Origin of the sequence: Mucilaginibacter sp. (assembly GCF_028288105.1) — a bacterium.
Lineage (GTDB): Bacteria > Bacteroidota > Bacteroidia > Sphingobacteriales > Sphingobacteriaceae > Mucilaginibacter.
Genome location: NZ_JAQBOI010000164.1, coordinates 1 through 20209 on the forward strand (window position 1 = coordinate 1; position 20209 = coordinate 20209).

General features: G+C 41.3%; 19 protein-coding genes. 9 read left to right on the top strand and 10 right to left on the bottom strand.

The features are described 5' to 3' along the window. The 5 genes from JWQ85_RS11430 to JWQ85_RS11450 form a co-directional block, all read right to left on the bottom strand. Positions 1 to 2048: putative porin (locus tag JWQ85_RS11430; protein ID WP_299467998.1), on the bottom strand; the 2048-nt coding region annotated here is incomplete at its 3' end. Beyond that, positions 2048 to 2863 (bottom strand): purine-nucleoside phosphorylase, encoded by an 816-nt coding sequence (locus tag JWQ85_RS11435; protein WP_299468000.1) that lies wholly within the window; start codon positions 2861 to 2863, stop codon positions 2048 to 2050. The genes JWQ85_RS11435 and JWQ85_RS11430, both read right to left, overlap by 1 nt. Next, on the bottom strand, positions 2835 to 3890 hold the full coding sequence (lpxK, locus tag JWQ85_RS11440; RefSeq protein ID WP_299468002.1) for a tetraacyldisaccharide 4'-kinase: 1056 nt from the start codon (positions 3888 to 3890) through the stop codon (positions 2835 to 2837). The genes JWQ85_RS11435 and lpxK overlap by 29 nt, the downstream gene beginning before the upstream one ends. 42 nt (positions 3891 to 3932) lie before the next feature. Continuing rightward, positions 3933 to 4259, bottom strand: coding sequence for a hypothetical protein (locus JWQ85_RS11445; RefSeq protein WP_299468004.1), 327 nt, complete (start codon positions 4257 to 4259; stop codon positions 3933 to 3935). Continuing rightward, entirely contained in the window at positions 4243 to 4482 is a 240-nt protein-coding gene (locus tag JWQ85_RS11450) for a DUF433 domain-containing protein (protein ID WP_299468006.1), read from the bottom strand. Before JWQ85_RS11450 ends, JWQ85_RS11445 begins: the two co-directional genes overlap by 17 nt. Before the next feature lie 44 nt (positions 4483 to 4526). On the opposite strand from JWQ85_RS11450, the gene JWQ85_RS11455 reads away from it, so the two are divergent. After that, positions 4527 to 5435 (top strand): serine hydrolase, encoded by a 909-nt coding sequence (locus JWQ85_RS11455; RefSeq protein ID WP_299468008.1) that lies wholly within the window; start codon positions 4527 to 4529, stop codon positions 5433 to 5435. Here JWQ85_RS11455 and JWQ85_RS11460 read toward each other — a convergent pair whose 3' ends face one another. Beyond that, positions 5436 to 5924: a VOC family protein gene (locus JWQ85_RS11460; protein ID WP_299468010.1), complete on the bottom strand. Its 489-nt coding sequence runs from the start codon at positions 5922 to 5924 to the stop codon at positions 5436 to 5438. Positions 5925 to 6047: 123 nt separating this feature from the next. Here JWQ85_RS11460 and yihA point away from each other — a divergent pair, with 123 nt between their 5' ends. The 3 genes from yihA to JWQ85_RS11475 are packed head-to-tail and all read left to right on the top strand — an operon-like array spanning position 6048 to position 8178. After that, entirely contained in the window at positions 6048 to 6680 is a 633-nt protein-coding gene (gene yihA, locus JWQ85_RS11465) for a ribosome biogenesis GTP-binding protein YihA/YsxC (RefSeq protein WP_299468012.1), read from the top strand. Positions 6681 to 6733: 53 nt separating this feature from the next. Beyond that, positions 6734 to 7588, top strand: a complete 855-nt coding sequence (locus tag JWQ85_RS11470) for a UbiA-like polyprenyltransferase (protein ID WP_299468014.1) — start codon at positions 6734 to 6736, stop codon at positions 7586 to 7588. Next, a complete protein-coding gene (locus tag JWQ85_RS11475; RefSeq protein WP_299468016.1) occupies positions 7576 to 8178 on the top strand; it encodes a Crp/Fnr family transcriptional regulator in 603 nt (200 codons plus the stop codon). Before JWQ85_RS11470 ends, JWQ85_RS11475 begins: the two co-directional genes overlap by 13 nt. A gap of 10 nt (positions 8179 to 8188) precedes the next feature. Here the strand turns inward: JWQ85_RS11475 and JWQ85_RS11480 are convergent, their stop codons facing one another. Beyond that, positions 8189 to 9172, bottom strand: a complete 984-nt coding sequence (locus JWQ85_RS11480; protein WP_299468018.1) for a hypothetical protein — start codon at positions 9170 to 9172, stop codon at positions 8189 to 8191. Between the two features lie 128 nt (positions 9173 to 9300). On the opposite strand from JWQ85_RS11480, the gene JWQ85_RS11485 reads away from it, so the two are divergent. The 4 genes from JWQ85_RS11485 to JWQ85_RS11500 all read left to right on the top strand — a co-directional run bounded on the left by JWQ85_RS11485 (position 9301) and on the right by JWQ85_RS11500 (position 13404). Then, on the top strand, positions 9301 to 10230 hold the full coding sequence (locus JWQ85_RS11485) for an NAD-dependent epimerase/dehydratase family protein (protein WP_299468020.1): 930 nt from the start codon (positions 9301 to 9303) through the stop codon (positions 10228 to 10230). Positions 10231 to 10430: 200 nt separating this feature from the next. After that, complete coding sequence (locus JWQ85_RS11490; protein WP_299468022.1) at positions 10431 to 12131, top strand: M3 family oligoendopeptidase; 1701 nt, start codon at positions 10431 to 10433, stop codon at positions 12129 to 12131. A gap of 54 nt (positions 12132 to 12185) precedes the next feature. After that, positions 12186 to 12671, top strand: coding sequence for a hypothetical protein (locus JWQ85_RS11495; RefSeq protein ID WP_299468024.1), 486 nt, complete (start codon positions 12186 to 12188; stop codon positions 12669 to 12671). A gap of 76 nt (positions 12672 to 12747) precedes the next feature. Beyond that, positions 12748 to 13404: a hypothetical protein gene (locus JWQ85_RS11500; protein ID WP_299468026.1), complete on the top strand. Its 657-nt coding sequence runs from the start codon at positions 12748 to 12750 to the stop codon at positions 13402 to 13404. Here the strand turns inward: JWQ85_RS11500 and JWQ85_RS11505 are convergent. Beyond that, on the bottom strand, positions 13401 to 14060 hold the full coding sequence (locus JWQ85_RS11505) for a phosphatase PAP2 family protein (protein ID WP_299468028.1): 660 nt from the start codon (positions 14058 to 14060) through the stop codon (positions 13401 to 13403). The genes JWQ85_RS11500 and JWQ85_RS11505 overlap by 4 nt on opposite strands. A gap of 79 nt (positions 14061 to 14139) precedes the next feature. On the opposite strand from JWQ85_RS11505, the gene JWQ85_RS11510 reads away from it, so the two are divergent. After that, positions 14140 to 15858: an amino acid permease gene (locus JWQ85_RS11510; protein WP_299468030.1), complete on the top strand. Its 1719-nt coding sequence runs from the start codon at positions 14140 to 14142 to the stop codon at positions 15856 to 15858. Between the two features lie 332 nt (positions 15859 to 16190). Here JWQ85_RS11510 and JWQ85_RS11515 read toward each other — a convergent pair whose 3' ends face one another. After that, positions 16191 to 18149, bottom strand: coding sequence for a KUP/HAK/KT family potassium transporter (locus JWQ85_RS11515; RefSeq protein WP_299468032.1), 1959 nt, complete (start codon positions 18147 to 18149; stop codon positions 16191 to 16193). A 60-nt stretch (positions 18150 to 18209) separates the two neighbouring features. After that, positions 18210 to 20165 carry a KUP/HAK/KT family potassium transporter gene (locus JWQ85_RS11520; protein ID WP_299468034.1) on the bottom strand — a complete coding sequence of 652 codons (1956 nt, stop codon included), beginning with the start codon at positions 20163 to 20165 and terminating at the stop codon, positions 18210 to 18212. Positions 20166 to 20209: the final 44 nt, after the last annotated feature.

The following is a 20209-nucleotide window of genomic DNA, read 5'->3' on the forward strand; positions in this document are numbered from 1 at the left end:
CGGTTTACGGTGTAGAAACCATTGCTAAAAATACCCTGGTTTACATAATCATATTGGATAAAAAGGTTGGTACGCTGTAGGGTAGCTTTAAAAAATACTGTTGCTATAGGGTATGAAGTAAAGGTAACATCGGGGCCGTTGTAAAACTGACCCAGCCCCACCGCGTACGATGGCGCCAGGTATGCGGTATTGTAACGCACACTAAACCCAAACTGTGAATTTAACACGCTAAATAAGTTTGCACCATAGTACAAACTACTGTAAGTATAAACCTCTGGTGTGCGTAAAAGATTGGCGTTATCTGTTTTTTGATAAACCACATAATTATCAAAATGGAGCCTTCGCCATTGCAGGTTTTTACCCAAGCTTACCTTTAGCATATTTATAGCAGGGCTATATTGCTTTGGCGTAGCGTCAACACCACCCGGTTGGGCAGCAAAATACAGGTAATCTGTTATCAGGAAATATTCCGCTTTCAGGTCAACCTGCAACAGATCATTTATGTAATTAAAAGATAGGTTGGTAGTTTTTTGATTGCTAAAGCTGTTATTAAAAATGTAATGATTTGATACCCAGTTGGTATATACCAGCCCCGGCGAGCTGCTTTGCAGGTACGCACCTAAAATGATCTTGCCGGCTTTTTTGCTGCCCGCAAGGGTAAGTTTGGCATCATACAGCAAATCGCCAAAATTGCGCCCCTGCACTATTTGCCGTATATCGCCATCCAGTATTATCTTGTCGCTAAATTTATAGCCAAGCCTGGCCTTTAAGGTAATGTTCTGAAAAGTTTCGCCTTGTACTTTAGATGGCCGCATAATTTTCTGGCCAAACTCGTTTATAACCGTATCGGCCACAAACTGGCTTGTTTTATAAAAGTCATGTATCAATCCCAGATCAAGCTTAAGCTCGTTCTTCACCATTTTTAACGATTTCCCCCGCAGGTAAAAGCTGTACGAAAATTCGTTTTGCAGGTGCATAACATTTAGCGAATCCCTTGACCGGCCGGCGCTGAAATAATAATCGGGAAATACTTTATAGTTATCTAAACCATTTTGCAAATAATTGTATTTACGCTGATTAAAATAAAACGTATATGCCACGCGCTGTGTAGGCAGCACATTATTGTTGCCTGCCTTACCCCTGTTAAGGCTATCTATGTGGCCAATGTAGTAAAACTGTTTAATGTAAAGCCCGGTACTTTTCCAGTTTGTAAAACTACCCGGCAGGCGCACAGGCTCGCCGGTTTTATCAAAAGACGATAATTTGCTTTTAAAAATAGTGTCCTTTAAAATAGACCCCGTTTCGGGCGCCTTAAGGTTATTAAACAATACGTTAGCCAACAGGTTATAACGTTTATTAACACTGTGGTACCAGGTAAAAACCCCCGCTGTAAAATCACTTACGTTTTGTGCCAGTATACCGTTAGTACTGTAATACCCTCTTGACCCATTAAAATTCAGTATAAAGCCTACATTCCAGTTGGGTTTAACGTTTTGCGTGTGCAGGGTTTTAAAAAGCTGCTCTTTAGAGCCGCCAAGAGAACTAAATAAGGATAGAAGTGTATATGGTGCCCGGGCATTAAAATAGTTTATATCCTGCGGGTTTATCATGTAGGCATCCAGCGCGTGCAGCCCCTCATCAAATCCAATTGTTTTACGGGGGTTAAATAACAGGTCGCGCTGTGCTACACCGGGATAGCCTAAGCTTATTTTAGGGTTACGGGGCTGATTAAGCGGACTGTAATTTTCAAAATTCACCAAGCCGGTATCCAGGGGAAATAATTGAATACTATCGGCAAGTAAGCGTTCGCTGGTAACCTTTATAAATTTTGATGTAAATACTATCGAGTCTTTTTTATTTTCTTCGCGCTTACGTATCGAATCTATATTTTGCGATTCGCTCCTTCTTATATTCTTAGATGTATCGCGCGAATAAACAGGGTCTCTTTGATTTTGCCCCGGATAACCGGGATTTCTTATTTGCGCAAAAACGCCCTGCACCGATGCGCAGATCAATAAAATAAGTAAATATTTAAGCTTATTCGCCATTAAAGCCCTGCTATTAATTCTTTAAGTATCACAGTTAATTTTGGTTCGGCTTCTCTTGCCACGGCCAATATTTCTTCAAGGGATACGGGTTTTAAAACTTCCAGGAAACCTTCGTCTGTAAGTACCGATATGGCAAATACAGGCAAACCCATATGGTTGGCTACAATCACTTCGGGCGCGGTGCTCATACCTACTATATCACCACCTATTATACGCAGGTACCTGTATTCGGCACGTGTTTCCAAATTTGGGCCGGTAACCGCAACATAAACTCCTTTGTGGCAGGTAATATTGTTTGCTTTCGCGATAGCAAGTCCTTTTTCTATCAGGTCGTGCCTGTAAGGTTCGCTCATGTCTGGGAAACGCGGGCCAAGCTCAGCATCGTTACGGCCAATAAGCGGATTCATGGGCTGAAGATTGATGTGATCTTCAATGATCATCAGGTCGCCCTTTTTAAAGTCGGGATTAAGCGAGCCGCTGGCGTTTGATACAAAAAGCGTTTTTATACCCAGCATTTTCATTACCCTAACCGGGAAAGTGATCTGCTGCATGGTATAGCCTTCGTAATAGTGTAAACGCCCCTGCATGGCTATTACTTTTTTACCGCCCAGTGTCCCAAATATCAATTTACCGGAATGAAACTCCAGCGTCGACATCGGGAAATCGGGAATATTAGAGTACATCAATTGTTTTTCAATCTCAATCTCGTTAACTAAAGCACCAAGGCCGGTGCCTAATATTATACCAGCTTCGGGCTCAAAATCGCCAATGCGTTTTTTTATATAATCAGTTGTGTTCCGTATACTCTCTAACATAGTTTGTTACTAATTTATCAAATTCCTGCTGCCCGTTATTTAAAAAATTAACGCCTATTGGCAGTACCCAAACAGGCAGTTGCGCAATGGCAGGCAACAGTTCATGTACCCCTAAACGTTGCGCATCCTTTTCTGTTGTGATAATAACTTTTTTTTGTGATTTGCAGGCAGAAAATTCACCGGCAAGTTTAGCGATATTTTTTAAGCTAAACTGATGGTGATCGGGATAATTATGATGGATAATATTTGATGTTGACTGCCCAATATACTGCACCAGCGGTTTTGGATTAGCGATACCCGTAAGTAAAAAAACAGTGGTATCAACATCCATATAAAAATCAACCGGTTTGCCCTGCAGATCCTGCAATAGCTGGTAACTTATAGCGCTGAAAAACAAGGGCTGCCAGTTTAAAGGCGCTATCTGCTCATAACATGTTGTCATTTGCGTTTCAGATAATCCCTCGGGGCATTTGGTCACTACCATTACATCTGCCCGCCAGCGCCCGCTAAAAGGCTCGCGCAGGTTACCTGCAGGCAATAATAATTTTGGCTGCAGCAGATGATTATAATCGAATAATAAAACACTTAAACCAGGCTTTACCGCGCGGTGCTGAAAGGCATCATCCAGTAAAATAAGGTTATGGTTTGTTTTAAGCTGCGAAATGCCTTCCGCCCTATCCTCGCAAACGGCAACCGTAACCTCCGGGAATTTATGCTTAAACTGAGATGGTTCATCGCCAATTTGAGTGGCTGTACTTGCGGTATCAGCCAAAATAAAACCTTTTGTTTGGCGTCCATATCCGCGACTAAGTGTGGCTAATTTGTATTGATCTTTTAACAAACGAATAAGATACTCGGTCATGGGGCTTTTGCCTGCACCGCCCACTTCGAGGTTACCTACACAGATAACGGGCAAATCAAACTCGCGGCTTTTAACCAGGCCCGCATCGTAAAACCAATTACGGATGATAACCACCAAACCATATAGTAACGAAAAGGGAAATAAGAGCCAGCGCAGGTATTTCATATTGGGTGGTAAAGATAGGAAAAGGGTTTAAGAGGAATGAGATCAAGAGATAACAATGACTGGCCCATCAGAAATATTATTGCTATCCAAATATGCTTTAACTTTGGGGCTAAGCTTAGTTAGTTCTGAATAGGTATTAATTGAAGCTGTAAGCACAAACACGTTTATAGTATATTTCTTAAAATTTTGCTGATACTGAAGATTTTTGTCAAATGTGATTAAAGCATCGAAATTTTCCTCAATCAGTAACTTTAGTAAGTTCCCGTTTTGTATGCCATTCCATCCTTTATCGCTAACAGTATAAATTTCATGTTCAGGAAAATCGAGCTTAAGTTTTTTAGGCAGGTTTTCGTCAAGCAACAGCTTCATAAAATTTAACAATGTCTTTTGAGGTGACGATTTTATTAGCCATGTCCAGCAAGGCAATAGCTTGTTCTTTGGTGACAGATGGAAAGTCTTCAAGAAATTCATCCAAAGATACCCCTGCTTCCAAATGGTCAAAAAGAGATTCAACAGGCACACGCGTCCCGGTGAAAACAGGTTGCCCGCTTAAAATATCATTGTCGATATTTATGACTTGATGAATATTCATATCATAAAGATACATAAATTAGTTATCTATAAAAATTGCTACCCATGAAATACACCCTATCCTCCATCCTGCTTCTCATCACCCTAACCACCTTTGCCCAAACCGATCAAAAGTTAACTGCGCAACTGCAAAGCTTAACTAAAATCTTTAACGGGCAAACAGGCATTTACGTACAAAATTTAAAAACAGGCAAAACGGTAGCTATAAATGCCGATACGCTATTCCCTACCGCCAGCATGATAAAAGTGAGCATTTTAAGCGGACTAATGGATAAAATAGAAAAGGGAGAAATGCAGTACAATCAAAAGCTGGTTTATCGCGATTCGCTGCTGTATGCCGGTGTAGATATTTTGGGGTCGTTTAAGGATAAGGATACCATTCAGCTAAGCAAAGTTGCGCTACTGATGATCACCATGAGTGATAACACGGCAAGTACCTGGCTGCAAAAACTGGTAGGTGGCGATTATATAAACAACTGGTTAGAAACAAATGGCTTTAAAACTATGCGGGTAAATTCAAGGGTCCCGGCACGCAGGCCAATTTGGGCAATATATGGCTGGGGCGTTACTACTCCGCGCGAAATGTGCCGCTTGTTCACTATGATAAGGGATGGCAAAGTGGTGAGCCCCGCGGCAAGCGAACGTATGTACCGCATGCTTAACCGTATTTACTGGGATAACACGGCATTATCGCAAATACCGCCCTATGTGCAGGCCCTATCCAAACAAGGCGCGGTTGATGCCTCCCGCTCAGAAACCGTATTAGTGAATGCTCCGCATGGCGATTATGTATTCTCCATCATCACAAAAAACAATAAAGACCAGCGTTGGACAGCCGACAACGAGGCTAACATACTTATTAAAAAGGTATCGGCCCTGTTATGGCATTATTTTGAACCCGGCAGCAAATGGCAGCCCGCCGCCGGTGTAGATAAGTATATGCTTAACGAATAATTATTTCAACAAAGCCAGTAATCCCTGCAAATCCAGTTGGCGGGTATACATGGTAAGGTTGCCATGCTCGTCGGTGGGCCATTTGTCACGGGGCTTGTCCCAGTAAAGTTCCACGCCGTTTTGGTCGGGGTCATTCAGGTAAATGGCTTCAGATACACCATGATCTGCAGCACCTGTGATACTATATTTTGCGTCTATCAGGCGCTGTAAAATTTCGGCAAGGTCTTTACGTTCGGGGTATAAAATGGCAGTATGAAAAAGGCCCGGTGCATATTCTGGTGCCGGCGAAGCGCCTTTGCTGTGCCAGGTGTTTAAACCAATATGATGGTGGTACCCTCCTGCCGATATAAACGCGGCCTGATCACCATACGTGGTCACCAGTTCAAAACCCAGCAGGTCGCAGTAAAAAGCCATTGACTTTTGCAGGTCGCTCACTTTTAAATGAACATGCCCTATGCGGGTTTGGGCAGGTAGTTTGTAATCGCTCATGATAATTGCTTTGTATGTTGTAAAGTTACAACTTAGTGTTGTTTATTCTGTTAGCGCAATGTCAATATGCATGTTTAAACATCGATTATAATCAGGCAATAAATAAAACCTTACCTTTGCTGTATGATCATAAAATCTGCCGACTTTATTTGCAGCAACACGCAGGTATCAAAATTACCACCTCCAACGAGACCGGAATACGCTTTCATTGGCCGAAGCAACGTTGGTAAATCTTCGCTGATAAATATGCTGGTTCAAAAAAAGGGATTGGCAAAAACATCGCAAACCCCGGGTAAAACACAGCTTATCAATCACTTTTTGGTGAACGAAACCTGGTATATTGTAGATTTACCGGGTTACGGGTATGCCCGTGCATCAAAAAGCAAAAAAGCCGACTGGAATAAATTCATCCAAACCTACCTTGACAAACGCGAAAGCCTGCAATGTGTAATGGTTTTGATAGATAGCCGCTTAGAGCCTCAAAAAATAGATCTTGAATTTTGCAGTTGGCTGGGTGAAAAAGGCCTGTCTTTTGTATTGGTATTTACCAAAGCTGATAAACAATCCAACTTAAAAACCGATCAAAATATAGCCAAGTTCCGCAAAGCTATGCTGGCATTTTTTGAAGAAGCGCCACAGCACTTTGTAACATCATCTGAATTGCACACCGGCCGTGATGAAATTCTTGGCTTTATCGGCAACATCAACAATAGCTTTGAGATACCGGAGTTTGACGAGGAAAGATATAGTAAGTAAATTTGCAGGGGACAACACCCCTAACCCCTCTCAAGAGGGGAATTATATAAAAGATGAAAAAATATTTATCATTAGTAACCTTTACGCATACCATATTTGCCATGCCATTTGCCTTTATCGGCTTCTTTTTGGCAGTTACCACTACCGATCACAAATTTGAGTGGCAAAAACTGGCCATGATGCTGCTTTGTATGGTATTTGCGCGTAACTCGGCCATGGCGTTTAACCGCTATCTGGACAGGAACATCGATGCCAAAAACCCGCGCACCAAACAGCGCGATATCCCGGCAGGAAGAATTAGTCCGGCGGCCGCTTTAACCTTTACTTTAGTTAACTGCGGTTTATTTATATTGGTTACCTGGTTTATTAACCCGCTGTGTTTTTACCTGTCGCCAATTGCTTTACTGGTGGTTTTAGGCTACAGCGCTACCAAAAGGTTTACCGCACTTTGCCACATGGTTTTAGGCTTGGGACTGTCGCTTGCCCCTATCGGCGCGTATTTGGTAGTAACCGGTGCATTCGCTTTAACCCCTGTTTTTTTCTCACTATCTGTATTATGCTGGGTTAGTGGCTTTGATATCATCTATGCCCTGCAGGACGAAGATTTTGACCGAGACCAAAAACTACACTCTATCCCCGCATGGCTGGGCAAGGTTAACGCTTTAAGGTTATCTTCTATACTACACATATTTTCGGCATTTTTTGTGTTGATGCCTGTGTTTTACACCAACGTTGGAGTACTTTATTATATCGGTATCGTATTTTTCTGCGCCATGCTTATTTACCAGCATACCCTTGTAAAGCCTAACGATCTGAGTCGTGTAACCTTCGCGTTTATGACTACCAATGGTATAGCCAGCGTAGTTTTTGCAGCCTTCTTTTTAATGGATAGGGTATGGATGCGCTAACATCGGCACAGTTAAAACAGTTTCGTGAGCAAATTACGCCTTACGTTACGTTTAACGAGGCCGAGTGGATCGTATTCATTCAACACTTATCGGTAGCATCCTACAAAAAGAAACAGCACTTTGCCGAAGCAGGTAATATTTGCAAGCATTTTGGCTTTGTACTTAGCGGTTCGGTACGTTACTATCATATAATTGAAGCCAACAATGTTACCGGCTACTTCAGTTTCGAGAACGAATTTGTAAGCTCTTACAAAAGCTTTTTAACCGGCGAGCCCAGCATTAACTACATACAAGCAATAGAGCCATCAACTATCATTCTTATCAGCAAAAAAAATATGGATACCATGTTGGCCAACCCTATGCTGGCCTATAAAATGGAACGTTTTGGCCGCCTGCTGGCCGAACATTACCTTATCTGCTACGAAGACCGGATAACCTCCTTCATTACCCAAACACCCGAGGAACGTTACCTAAAACTCTTGCAGACCGGCCGCGATGTATTGCAGCGCATGCCTCAGCATTATATAGCCAACTTTTTGGGCATAACGCCCGTTTCGTTGTCACGGATAAGGAAGAGGATTTTGGTTTAATTTTATATAGTTAAGTTTTTTTAGCATCAATAGTTTTTATAATACTTAAAACTCGATCCAATATATCGCTGTCTTCTTTATCCTCAATCTTAAGCTTTTCCAGACTCACAGTTGATTCACCTTTTTTAATAATAAAATTCCTTTCAACCATTGAAAAACCTTTAATAATAGTATTAATTAGTTCGGGCTTTCCATATATAATTGATGCTTTCAATGCAATAACTTTAGAATCTATATTAGTTCGTTCATTTTGATAATATTTTATATCATCTAAACTTCTTTTATAGAGCTTCAGGAAAAAAAAGGAAAAAATCTCGATAAAAATAACCAAAGATAATCGAGGTAAAAATCCCGTTAAAAAATTACTCATATCATGATACGCACTATCCTTAAAACTATATAACAAGCTTATTAAAATTGCTATTGCAATAATTGACAAGAATAGACCTATTATCAGATTTATTGTTCCACTTCGTGAAAGCTTTCCAATTTGATTATTAATACCATATTGTAATTCCTTCGTTTCTTCTTTAATAATATTTAGCTTATAGTCGCTTGAAAGCTTTTCTTTATATTCATTTGAAATAAAATTTTTGAACTCATTATCAAATCCATTTTTAATTTTTTTCTCTATAGTCGTATCAATATACTCTGTGTCGATTCTATTTTCCTGATCATTGATTTTAAAATGCAGTATAGCATTTCTCATCTCCTTAATTTCTTTCGATAAATTATATGAGCCATCCTCTTTTTTTGGTTCTTTTCTACTATTATCTTCTTCTACATATCTATAAAGGAAAAAACCTACACCTAAAACAAAATATATACCGCCTGTAATAATTATTGTCGATGATTTTGAATTTATTATTTCCGATAAATTGATATTTATTCCAATACCAACCATTATTACTATTGCGCCCAACAATATCATCATCGTTGGTAAACTGTTATTTCGAGATAACCTTTTTATGAGATAGCTTAAATTCGTAGACATTAATAAGAGTTTAGGATTATTCCGTAATATAATTAATATATTCCAAATCCTCTATTTTCTTATCTTTTGTTAACGTTTTCATTCCCAACCTATCCCCACATTTGTATCATATCAAAACAGAAAACATTATGCATACTATATTAGGAGCCGGTGGCCCGGTAGCAAACGCTTTAACTAAAGAACTTTTAGATAATAACCAAACTATCCGCCTGGTAAGCCGCAGGCCGGTTGATATTAAAGGCAATAACCTTAGCTGGAAAAAAGCCGACCTGCTTAACTACAACGAGGTGCAGGAAGCAGCTAAAGGCTCTACGGTAATTTACCTGTGCGCCGGCTTGGTTTACGATATCAATGTATGGCGCGAACAATGGCCTGTTATCATCAGCAATGTGATAAACGTAACCAAAGAGAATAACGCAAGGTTGATATTTTTTGATAACGTATACATGTATGGCCTGGTTAACGGCCCCATGACCGAAGGAACCCCTTACCACCCATCAAGCGAAAAAGGAAAAGTACGTGCGGCAATAGCCAACACAATTATGGACGAGGTAAAGGCAGGCAAACTGCGCGCTACAATAGCCCGCGCACCCGATTTTTACGGTACCAGCAGCAAAAATTCGTTTTTTGATATGATGGTACTTGATAAATATGCCAAAAAGCAAAATGCGCAATGGATGGGCGACCCAAACAAACTGCATAATTTTATTTATATCCCCGACGCAGGTCGCGCTATGTATCTGCTGGGGCAATCGCCGGATAGCGACAACCAGATCTGGCATTTGCCAACCGCCCCGGTAATGACAGGGCATCAGTTTATTGAGCTTGCCGCCCGCATTTATGGTGTTAAACCAAAATTTATGCGCATCAGGAAAGTCATGCTTTGGCTAATTGGCTTGTTTAATAAAGTAATTGCCGGCGCGGTAGAAATGTTTTATCAATCCAGCCATGACTATATTTTCAACTCGGATAAATTTGAGAAGGCTTTCAACTTTAAGCCCACATCCTATGAGGATGGTATAAAAGAGGTGGCAAGAACTATCTATAAGCCTTTGTAGTCCGGAAGTCGGCAGAAGTCGGGAAGTCCGAAAGATGAACTCTTTTGGGCTTTTTGCTTTTGTCAGTTTCTTTCTATGGACTTCCCGTCTTTCGGACTTTCCGACTTTTTCATCCCACTGTCTTTTCTATTCTCAATTCTTTCCCAAATCCTAAATAATCTGCACATTTGCAAATACGCATAATCTGCACATTTACAACCATGATCCATAAAAAAACAAGAACCTATATCCCTGCCACACTTGAGATTAAGTGGGAAACACTGGAACCCATCTATCAGGAACTTTTAAACCGCCAAATTAATTCTGTTGAAGAATTGGAACAATGGTTAAAAGATAGCAGCGAGCTGCAGGCCGCCCTTGAAGAAGATTTTGCATGGCGCTATATCCGCATGACCTGCGATACCACCAGCGAAGAACTGCTGCAAAGCTTCCAGTACTTTGCTACCGAAATTGAGCCACAAACCTCGCCCTACAATAACGACCTGAATAAAAAGCTGGTTGAAAGCGAATATGTAAACCAACTGAACGAAGAGAAGTTTTACATTATGCTTCGCGCGGTGAAAAAATCATTAGAGCTTTTCCGTGAAGAGAACATACCAATACAAACCGAGATACAGGTAGAGCAGCAAAAATACCAGTCGATAACCGGCGCTATGTCGGTGCACATTGGTGATAAGGAATATACTTTAGAGCAGGCTTCTGTATTTTTAAAAGATACGGATCGCGGCATCCGTCAAGAAGTTTGGGAAAAGATCACCGCCCGCCGCCTGCAGGACAAAACGGTACTGGATACCCTGTTTGATCATCTGCGTGCTTTGCGCCATAAGGTAGCATTGAATGCCGGTTTCGAGAATTTCCGCGACTATATGTTCCAGGCACTGGGTCGTTTTGATTATACCCCGCAAGATTGCTACGCTTTTCACGCGGCTATAGAAACCGAGATAGTACCTATCCTACGCGACCAGGCACACAAAAGGCAAGCTGCTTTGGGTGTGAATACCCTTAAGCCGTGGGATATGGATGTAGATATATCCGGCAAACCTGCCCTTAAACCATTTAACAGTGGTGCCGAACTGGTAGAGAAATCTATCCAGTGTTTTAGCAATATAAACCGTTACCTGGGCGAGCGTTTAGAGATAATGAAGGACAATAACCTGTTTGATGTGGAAAGCCGCAAAGGCAAAGCACCGGGCGGTTATAACTACCCGTTATCTGAAACAGGCGCGCCTTTTATCTTCATGAATTCGGCTAATACCTTTCGCGATCTAACTACTATGGTACATGAAGGTGGCCATGCGGTACATACTTTCCTTACTGCCGATTTGGAGCTGAACGATTTTAAACATTGCCCAAGTGAGGTTGCCGAGTTAGCTTCTATGTCTATGGAATTAATATCTATGGATAACTGGGATGTGTACTTTGATAACGAGGAAGACCTTAAACGTGCAAAACGCGACCAACTGTTCGATGTACTGAAAACCCTGCCATGGGTAGCCGTAGTAGATCAGTTTCAACACTGGATATACACCAACCCAGACCATACCGATGCCGAGCGGACCGAGGCCTGGCTGCAGATCTACGAGCCATTTGGCGCCGGCTTTGCCGATTGGAGCGAACACCCGGAAGCTGAACAAAACCTATGGCAAAAACAGCTCCACATATTTGAGGTACCATTTTATTATATTGAATACGGCATGGCCCAACTTGGTGCAATTGCCGTTTGGAAAAACTATAAGGAAAACCCTGAGAAAGGCCTGCAGCAATACCTGGATGCTTTAAAATTGGGTTACACCAAAACCATCACAGAAATTTACGAAACCGCAGGTATCAAGTTCGATTTTAGCGCAGGCTATGTAAAAGAACTGGCCGAGTTTGTAAAGGCTGAAATGGATAAAATATAAAGAGTTCAAGCCTCTCCAGTTGGAGAGGCTTTTTGTATTGAAAAATCGTATGCAATGAACCAGGCCATTAACTTCTTTTGGACCATACTTTGCTTTACCCCGGTTATTTCCTTTTGGATGGCTGTCGATACTTTCTGGTTATATATATTCATCGGTATTAGCGTGGTTGGCTTACTATTGCCCGCCAAACTTTTGCAGTTAAGCAAGAATCCAAAGTTCTATGAAGCCCTGGGTGTAAAATTCATCCGCAAACTGGTGCAAAGCGGTGATTATGCCAACAGGCTAATCAGGAGAAAAAATCCTCAGTATAAATTAATAAAAAATAAGGCCAGCGTTGCGCAATATATGCGAACCATAATTATGTACGAGCGATACCATTTCCTGTGTTTTATTTTCTTTCTGCTCACCGCCATTTATGCGCTTATTCATCTGCGTTATGCATTCGTTATGCTTATCATCATCGCGAATATCATCTACAACGTGTGCCCAATACTGCTTCAGCAGTACAATCGGGCAAGGGTGCTAAAGCTCAGTAAATAAACAACTTAGCACACATCAAAAACTACTATTTTAATATGTGTTAAAACTTATATGTGTTTCATAGGTTTAACCATCTATGAAAAAGATACTTGTAATATTTAGTTTGGTACTGTTTGCAACAACCGGCTTTGCACAAAATCCTTTAAAACCGGTTAAGATAGATAGCCTGGTTACCGTTTCGCTACCAAAAAAGTTCACAAAGAAAGATACACTCGGCCAATCCATTTACTCGGGTAACGGCCAATATGGTTATATGGTAGTTATTCGTGCCCCCAACGCCCATAACAATCAGCCGCTTAGTAAAGAGCGCGACCTTAACGAGGTTCTGCAAGATTATATAAAGGGAATTAAAGGCCAGTCGGAAGGCAGCACTCAAAATGTGCGCGATACTACCATAGGGCACTTAAAAGCAAAAACCTTTACGCTGGAAACCGACCAGGGCGCAGGCTTACAACTGCGTAATTTTATAATTATTTACACCCAGGATGTAACATACACCTTTGAGTATTATTACGAAGAGTTAAGGAAAGATGTAGTTAAAGAGGAATACAAGGCATTCTCAAGCTCCATAAAGCTTTCGCAAGAATTGAAGCGTACCGATCAGTACCTATCCAACAAAAAGGGTTTATCACCCAATTTAAAATTAGCGTTGTATGGCGGTATACCTGTTATTATCATTATTATAATATTAGTACTCCGCAGGAAAAAGAAGAAAGAACAGGAGCAACATTAAGCCCTTTTCAACAGTCCCTGGTTCCACCGGGGGCTGTTTATAAATTTCTTACGGTCTATATAGCTTAACCATATCACGGTTATCAACACCCCAACAACCGAGCCTACTGTTACATCCTCAAAAAAGTGCTGGCTTAAGTACATACGCGAGTAGCCAACCATTACAGCTACAAAAAACAACACGGCCCCCCAAGCTTTATTTTTAGCCAGATAAGTAATTACCACACCTGCCGAAAACGCTGTTACCGTATGCCCCGATGGGAAACTGTGTACTGATAAAATGTACAGATCCTTCACAAAATGGATCTTATCTAACTGATTGCCGAAATACACCTTTGGCCGTGGCATATCAAAGCTATACTTTAATATTTGCGCTGTTAAAGCTGTTAATGCGTAACTGGTTATCAATAAAAAAGCAGCGCGATAGTTAAACAGCACCAATATTATGGAAAGAGCTATAACGGTTAAGCCATCGCCAATATGAGTGATGTAAGGTTCAACGCTATCCGCAAAATCGCTGTGGATGCCGTTCACCGCGAAGTAGATCTCTGAGCGGGTAAACAGGAGCTTTATAATAAGGCAGGCACACAGGATAAGTATATAGGGAATAAAAAGGTAACGTATTTTGTACAAAACATCTTTTGCGCCTGCATTCATCGGCGCAAAGTAAGCATATAGTTTTTCAATGCAAAAAAATGGTTATGTTTGGTTTTAAAAGATTAACTGACCATACTACATGTCGAAAAGTATATTTAGGAGAAAATCAGTCTCTAAAATTTTAGCTGATGTTGCCAGCGGTTTTAGTGACAGTGAACACCCAGGCACCGTATCCCAACTTGAAAAAGCATTAAACGTAAAAGATCTTACCCTGATGGGTATAGCCGCCGTGGTTGGCGCGGGTATATTCTCTACCATTGGCGAAGCCTCCTTTCAGGGTGGGCCAGGTGTAAGCATCCTATTTGTTATTACAGCTATTACCTGCGGATTTTCTGCCTTATGTTATGCCGAATTTGCATCCCGGATACCGGTAGCGGGCAGCGCATATACTTACGCTTATGCTTCTTTTGGTGAGCTAATAGCCTGGATAATCGGCTGGGACTTGCTAATGGAATATGCCATAGGCAACATCGCGGTAGCTATATCATGGAGCGAATATTTTGTAAACCTGCTGGAAGGTTTCAACATACACATGCCAACGTTTTTAACCATGGATTACTTTTCGGCCTTTACCGCGCACGAGAAGATCCAGGAACTTACCGCCAGCGGCCACCTTGCCGATATCACCGACCGTATGCGCATTGCAGCATCAGCATGGGCAACCGCACCCGGTAGCGGCGATATTAAGTTTATAGCCAATATACCTGCTTTAGCCATAGTATTTGTAATAACCTACCTGGTTTACATTGGTATCCGCGAAACTAAAAGGGCTACCAACGCTATGGTTTACCTGAAAATAGCCATCGTAATAGCGGTTATTGTGATAGGGTTTTTCTACGTTACACCTGCCAACTGGCACCCATTTTTACCAAACGGTTTTAGCGGGGTGATGAAGGGCGTATCAGGCGTGTTCTTTGCTTATATTGGCTTTGATGCCATATCAACCACTGCCGAAGAATGCCAGAACCCCCAAAAGGACCTGCCCCGTGGTATGATCTACTCATTAATAATCTGTACCGTTTTATATATATTGATAGCGCTGGTTTTAACAGGCATGGTTAGCTATAAAGACCTTAGGGTTGGCGACCCGCTGGCTTATGTATTTGCCAAGGTTGGGTTAAAAAATATTAGCTATGTGATCTCTATCAGCGCGGTTATCGCTACCGCCAGTGTATTGCTAATATTCCAATTGGGGCAACCCCGTATATGGATGAGCATGAGCCGCGATGGTTTATTGCCAAAGGCATTTTCAAGGATTCACCCTAAATTTCGTACGCCATCATTTGCTACTATAGTTACCGGTTTTGTGGTAGCTATCCCGGCATTGTTCTTAAACCTTACCGAGGTTACCAACCTAACCAGTATAGGCACTTTATTCGCTTTTGTACTGGTATGCGGCGGCGTGCTGTTACTACCGCGCGAAGCTGCTGTTAAGGGCAAATTTCACTTACCGTACATAAATTCGCAATGGATAGTGCCGGTGCTTTTTGTAATAGGTGTTTACTTTTTCAGGAACAACATCATAAACCTGTTCAGCGGTACCGATCTGCACCACAAGTTCCCTTACTTTTTGTTCATACTGCTTTCGGCAACTTTAGCTGTATTGGCGTTTATTAAGAAACTATCGCTAATACCGGTATTAGGGCTTGTAAGCTGCTTTTACTTAATGGCCGAGTTGGAATACGAAAGCTGGATCCGTTTCCTGGGATGGCTTGTAATTGGCCTTGTTATTTACTTTACTTATGGTTACAAACATAGCATACTGGGTAAACCAGAGAATGCTCATTTAAAAAGATAGATTTATTGTTGGTGAGGACACCAACAATCCTAAAATACGCTAATGCCGGTGTCTTCACCGGCATTTTTTTGTTTAACCCCTTACTATCTACCTGCCCTTATCATGCGATAGCGAAATGTTGCGATGGGTATAAAATCCATTGCTATGAATACCGCGCTTGTCATACTACTTTGTGGTTATTATGGTGACAGTACTTTGTCAGTAGCTAATTATTAAATATTTGGTTATCAATTGTTTATTCGTGTTCACGGGTGTTCATGGTCGTGAACGTGAACGCTAAAAGGGTGCCTGGCTAAGCCAAACACCCTTTAATATTTCAAAAGATCTTGTACTTACACTCTCTTTATATTCACACTATCCGGCGAGGTAAGTACCAGCGGCACCTTCTCTACCGTAACAAAACTCAGGTCGAGGCCAAAGTTACGCTCTTCCGATATGCTGATCTTTTTAAGTTCCTTGTAGATAAACATAATTATCTGTTCGTAAAGCGACAGGTTATGTGAACGCGACAATACCTTCTCTATCACCACAAACCTAAAATCGCCAACAATTTTGTGCTTGTTTAATGATTTATAGGTGCTGGTAATATCTATTTCGCCGTTCTTCACCAAATCTTCCACTACCTTACGGAACAGCAAATTAATCTGCTGCTCAACCCTAAATCCAAGTTTAAAGTCGATACGGATCAGTTTACCCGGCACCAAAAAGTCTACCTCGTATTCGCTTTTGTAAGGCTCATCCACCACATCTACGTGCACCAGCCAGTAAACATCGGCGCGCTTAGGCTGCTTTTGCAATATAGAATAGATGATCTTTGATTCTATCTCCGAATTGAAATTCGCGCTTGTTAAATAAACCAGTTGCGAGGCGTATTTTGGTACGGTTTCATCCTCGCTCATTTCTTTAATAATATTGAAATAATCGTCTATCTCAATAAACTTAACATACCGGTTCTTAATTTTACGTGCTGTATGCCAGGCCCACATAATGGTAAACAATACCAGGCCTATTGATAGCGTGAACCAGCCGCCTTCCAGAAACTTATGCAAGTTACCCACCAGGAAAACACCTTCTATAAGCAGGTAAACAGCTAAAAATATCCCTATTAAATAAGTTGGTATTTTTTTGCGTTGCAGATATTTTGATACCAGGATGGTGGTCATCAACATGGCTACGGTAATACTTAGCCCATATGCCGCCTGCATTTTAGCTTCGTGGCGAAACAACAGGACTACACCGATACAACCAAAACAAAGCAACCAGTTAACACTCGGCACGTATAATTGTCCCTTTTGTTCTGACGGATAATTGATCCTAACCTTTGGCCATAAGTTTAACCTAACGGCTTCTGCTATTAATGTAAATGAGCCCGAAATTAATGCCTGGCTGGCAATAACCGCCGCAAGGGTTGCAATGCCAATACCAAATATCAGGAACCACTCGGGCATTATTTTGTAGAAAGGGTTGTTAATATTCAGATCGATAGACTGGCCGGTGTGTTGCAGCAACCAAACTGCCTGGCCCAGGTAATTAAGGATAAGGCAGGTTTTTACATAGATCCAGCTTATCTGGATGTTTTTACGGCCGCAGTGGCCCAGGTCAGAATATAAAGCTTCGGCCCCGGTAGTACACAAGAAAACCGCTCCCAGAATAATAAAGGCATTGTAATTACTGGTTAGCAATTCGTATGCATAATAAGGGTTAAGCGCCTTTAGTATCATAGGCATTTTCACAATGTAGCTAATACCTAAAACCCCCATCATGGTAAACCAAATAAACATCATAGGCCCAAATGCCTTACCTACCAGCGATGTTCCAAACTGCTGTATAATGAATAGTACGGCTATAATGGCAATAACTATTTGCACGGTTGGCAAGTGTGGGTAATAGGTTCTTAACCCTTCAATGGCTGACGATATGGTAATTGGCGGGGTAATGATACCATCGGCAAGTAAAGCGCAGCCACCCAATATTGCAGGTACAATTAACCATTTAGCTTTTCGGCGCACTAAAGAAAAAAGCGAGAATATGCCACCCTCACCCTTGTTATCTGCCCGCAGGGTTATCACCACATACTTTAAAGTAGTTTGCAGTGTAAGCGTCCAAAAAATGAGGGAAACACCGCCAAGTACCAGGGTTTCTGAAATACGCTGCGAAAAGCTGGTATGTTCTAAGCCAACGATTGCCTTAAATACATATAAGGGTGATGTACCAATATCACCGTAAATTATTCCTAAACTAATTAACAGCCCGGCGGCTGTTAATTTTTGCAGATCTTTTTGATTTGACACGATATTATTATTTATTATCCAGCAAAAGAGCCTGATCTTCCAATCAAGCCCTTTTGTTTATTATGATGATACATCAACCCGGTGTATTTCTACACTATCAGGCGATGTAAGCATTAACGGCACTTTTTCAACGGTAACAAAGCTTAAGTCGAGGCCAAAGTTACGCTCTTCTGATAAACTTACCTTTTTTAATTGCACATATACAAACATGATAAAACGCTCGTATAACGAAAGGTTATGTGAACGCGACAAAACCTTCTCTATCACTACAAACCTAAAATCGCCCACTATTTTGTGTTTATTTAACGATTCATACCTGCTGGTGATGTCTACTTCGCCATTTTTCACCAAGTCTTCCACCACTTTTCTAAACAGCAGGTTTATTTGCTGTTCTACGCGAAAACCTAATTTAAAATCGATACGGATCAATTTACCCGGTATTAAAAAGTCAACCTCGTAATCGCGTTTGTAGGGTTCATCCACAACATCTACGTGTACCAGCCAATAAACGTCGGCACGTTTGGGTTTCTTTTGAAGTATAGAGTAAATAATTTTTGATTCTATCTCTGAATTAAAGTTAGCGCTTGTCATGTAAACCAACTGCGACGCGTACTTAGGCACCGTTTGGTCTTCACTCATCTCTTTGATGATACTGAAATAGTCGTCTATCTCAATAAACTTAACATACCGGTTTTTGATCTTACGGGCGGTATGCCATGCCCACATTACAATAAATAACACCACACCAATTGATAAGGTGAACCAGCCGCCATCTATAAATTTATGCAGGTTACCTAATAAAAACGCACCCTCAATAATCATGTACATGACAAAAAACATAGCGATAATGTAACCCGGCACCTTTTTCCTCCTTAAAAAGTTGGAGATAAGTATGGTGGTCATCAACATGGCTACGGTTATACTAAGGCCGTAAGCCGCTTCCATGGCTTCAGATTTTTTAAACAACCACATTACACCTATACAACCGGCAAACAAGATCCAGTTTATGCTGGGCACGTATAGCTGGCCTTTCGAGTCGCTTGGATATACTATTTTAACTTTGGGCCATAAGTTAAGCCTTACAGCTTCGGCAATTAAGGTAAAAGAGCTTGATATTACAGCCTGGCAGGCTATAATAGCCGCCACTGTAGCTATACCAATACCAAATATTAAGAACCACGAGGGCATTATCTGGTAAAAGGGGTTAAATACATTCAGGTCAATATCGCCCCTACCGTTACGCTGCAGCAACCAAACGGCCTGCCCAAAGTAGTTTAATAATAAACACGGTTTTACATATAACCAGGTGCCCCTGATATTTGGCCGCCCGCAATGCCCCAGGTCAGAATATAAAGCTTCTGCCCCGGTGGTACACAGGAAAACCGCACCCAAAACAACAAACGCGTTATAATCACTGCTAAGCAACTGATAGGCATAATAGGGGTTTATTCCTTTTAATATGGATGGCATTTGAATGATGTAGCTAATGCCTAAAACCCCCATCATGGTAAACCACAGGAACATGATAGGGCCAAATGCCTTACCTACTATTGACGAGCCGTATTGCTGTATAAAAAACAGGAAAGTGATAATACCCACAACTATATAAAACGTAGGCAGGTTATCATACCGCGAGCTTAAACCTTCAATAGCCGCGGATATTGTAATAGGGGGCGTAATAATACCATCGGCCAGTAAGGCACAACCACCTATAATTGCGGGAACAACGAGCCATTTGGCCCGGCGCCGTACTAAAGAGAACAGTGAGAAAACGCCGCCCTCACCTTTGTTATCGGCACGTAGGGTGATTATAACGTATTTAAGTGTAGTTTGCAGGGTAAGTGTCCAAAAAATAAGGGACACGCCACCAAGCACCAACGTTTCTGAAATTTTGTTTGTGCCAATGATAGCTTTAAAAACATACAATGGTGATGTACCTATATCACCGTATATTATTCCTAAACTAATAAGCAGCCCGGAGGCTGATAGTTTCTGCAGATCTTTATGATTTGACACTCTATTTTAAAAAGGATACAAAACTATTAAAAAAATCCATTTAC

Excerpts from the sequence above, each read along its gene's own strand:
- JWQ85_RS11435 (WP_299468000.1), bottom strand. The coding sequence starts at position 2,863 with ATGTTAGAGAGTATACGGAACACAACTGATTATATAAAAAAACGCATT.
- lpxK (WP_299468002.1), bottom strand. The coding sequence starts at position 3,890 with ATGAAATACCTGCGCTGGCTCTTATTTCCCTTTTCGTTACTATATGGT.
- JWQ85_RS11445 (WP_299468004.1), bottom strand. The coding sequence starts at position 4,259 with ATGAAGCTGTTGCTTGACGAAAACCTGCCTAAAAAACTTAAGCTCGAT.
- JWQ85_RS11450 (WP_299468006.1), bottom strand. The coding sequence starts at position 4,482 with ATGAATATTCATCAAGTCATAAATATCGACAATGATATTTTAAGCGGG.
- JWQ85_RS11455 (WP_299468008.1), top strand. The coding sequence starts at position 4,527 with ATGAAATACACCCTATCCTCCATCCTGCTTCTCATCACCCTAACCACC.
- JWQ85_RS11460 (WP_299468010.1), bottom strand. The coding sequence starts at position 5,924 with ATGAGCGATTACAAACTACCTGCCCAAACCCGCATAGGGCATGTTCAT.
- yihA (WP_299468012.1), top strand. The coding sequence starts at position 6,048 with ATGATCATAAAATCTGCCGACTTTATTTGCAGCAACACGCAGGTATCA.
- JWQ85_RS11470 (WP_299468014.1), top strand. The coding sequence starts at position 6,734 with ATGAAAAAATATTTATCATTAGTAACCTTTACGCATACCATATTTGCC.
- JWQ85_RS11475 (WP_299468016.1), top strand. The coding sequence starts at position 7,576 with ATGGATGCGCTAACATCGGCACAGTTAAAACAGTTTCGTGAGCAAATT.
- JWQ85_RS11480 (WP_299468018.1), bottom strand. The coding sequence starts at position 9,172 with ATGTCTACGAATTTAAGCTATCTCATAAAAAGGTTATCTCGAAATAAC.
- JWQ85_RS11485 (WP_299468020.1), top strand. The coding sequence starts at position 9,301 with ATGCATACTATATTAGGAGCCGGTGGCCCGGTAGCAAACGCTTTAACT.
- JWQ85_RS11490 (WP_299468022.1), top strand. The coding sequence starts at position 10,431 with ATGATCCATAAAAAAACAAGAACCTATATCCCTGCCACACTTGAGATT.
- JWQ85_RS11495 (WP_299468024.1), top strand. The coding sequence starts at position 12,186 with ATGAACCAGGCCATTAACTTCTTTTGGACCATACTTTGCTTTACCCCG.
- JWQ85_RS11500 (WP_299468026.1), top strand. The coding sequence starts at position 12,748 with ATGAAAAAGATACTTGTAATATTTAGTTTGGTACTGTTTGCAACAACC.
- JWQ85_RS11505 (WP_299468028.1), bottom strand. The coding sequence starts at position 14,060 with ATGAATGCAGGCGCAAAAGATGTTTTGTACAAAATACGTTACCTTTTT.
- JWQ85_RS11510 (WP_299468030.1), top strand. The coding sequence starts at position 14,140 with ATGTCGAAAAGTATATTTAGGAGAAAATCAGTCTCTAAAATTTTAGCT.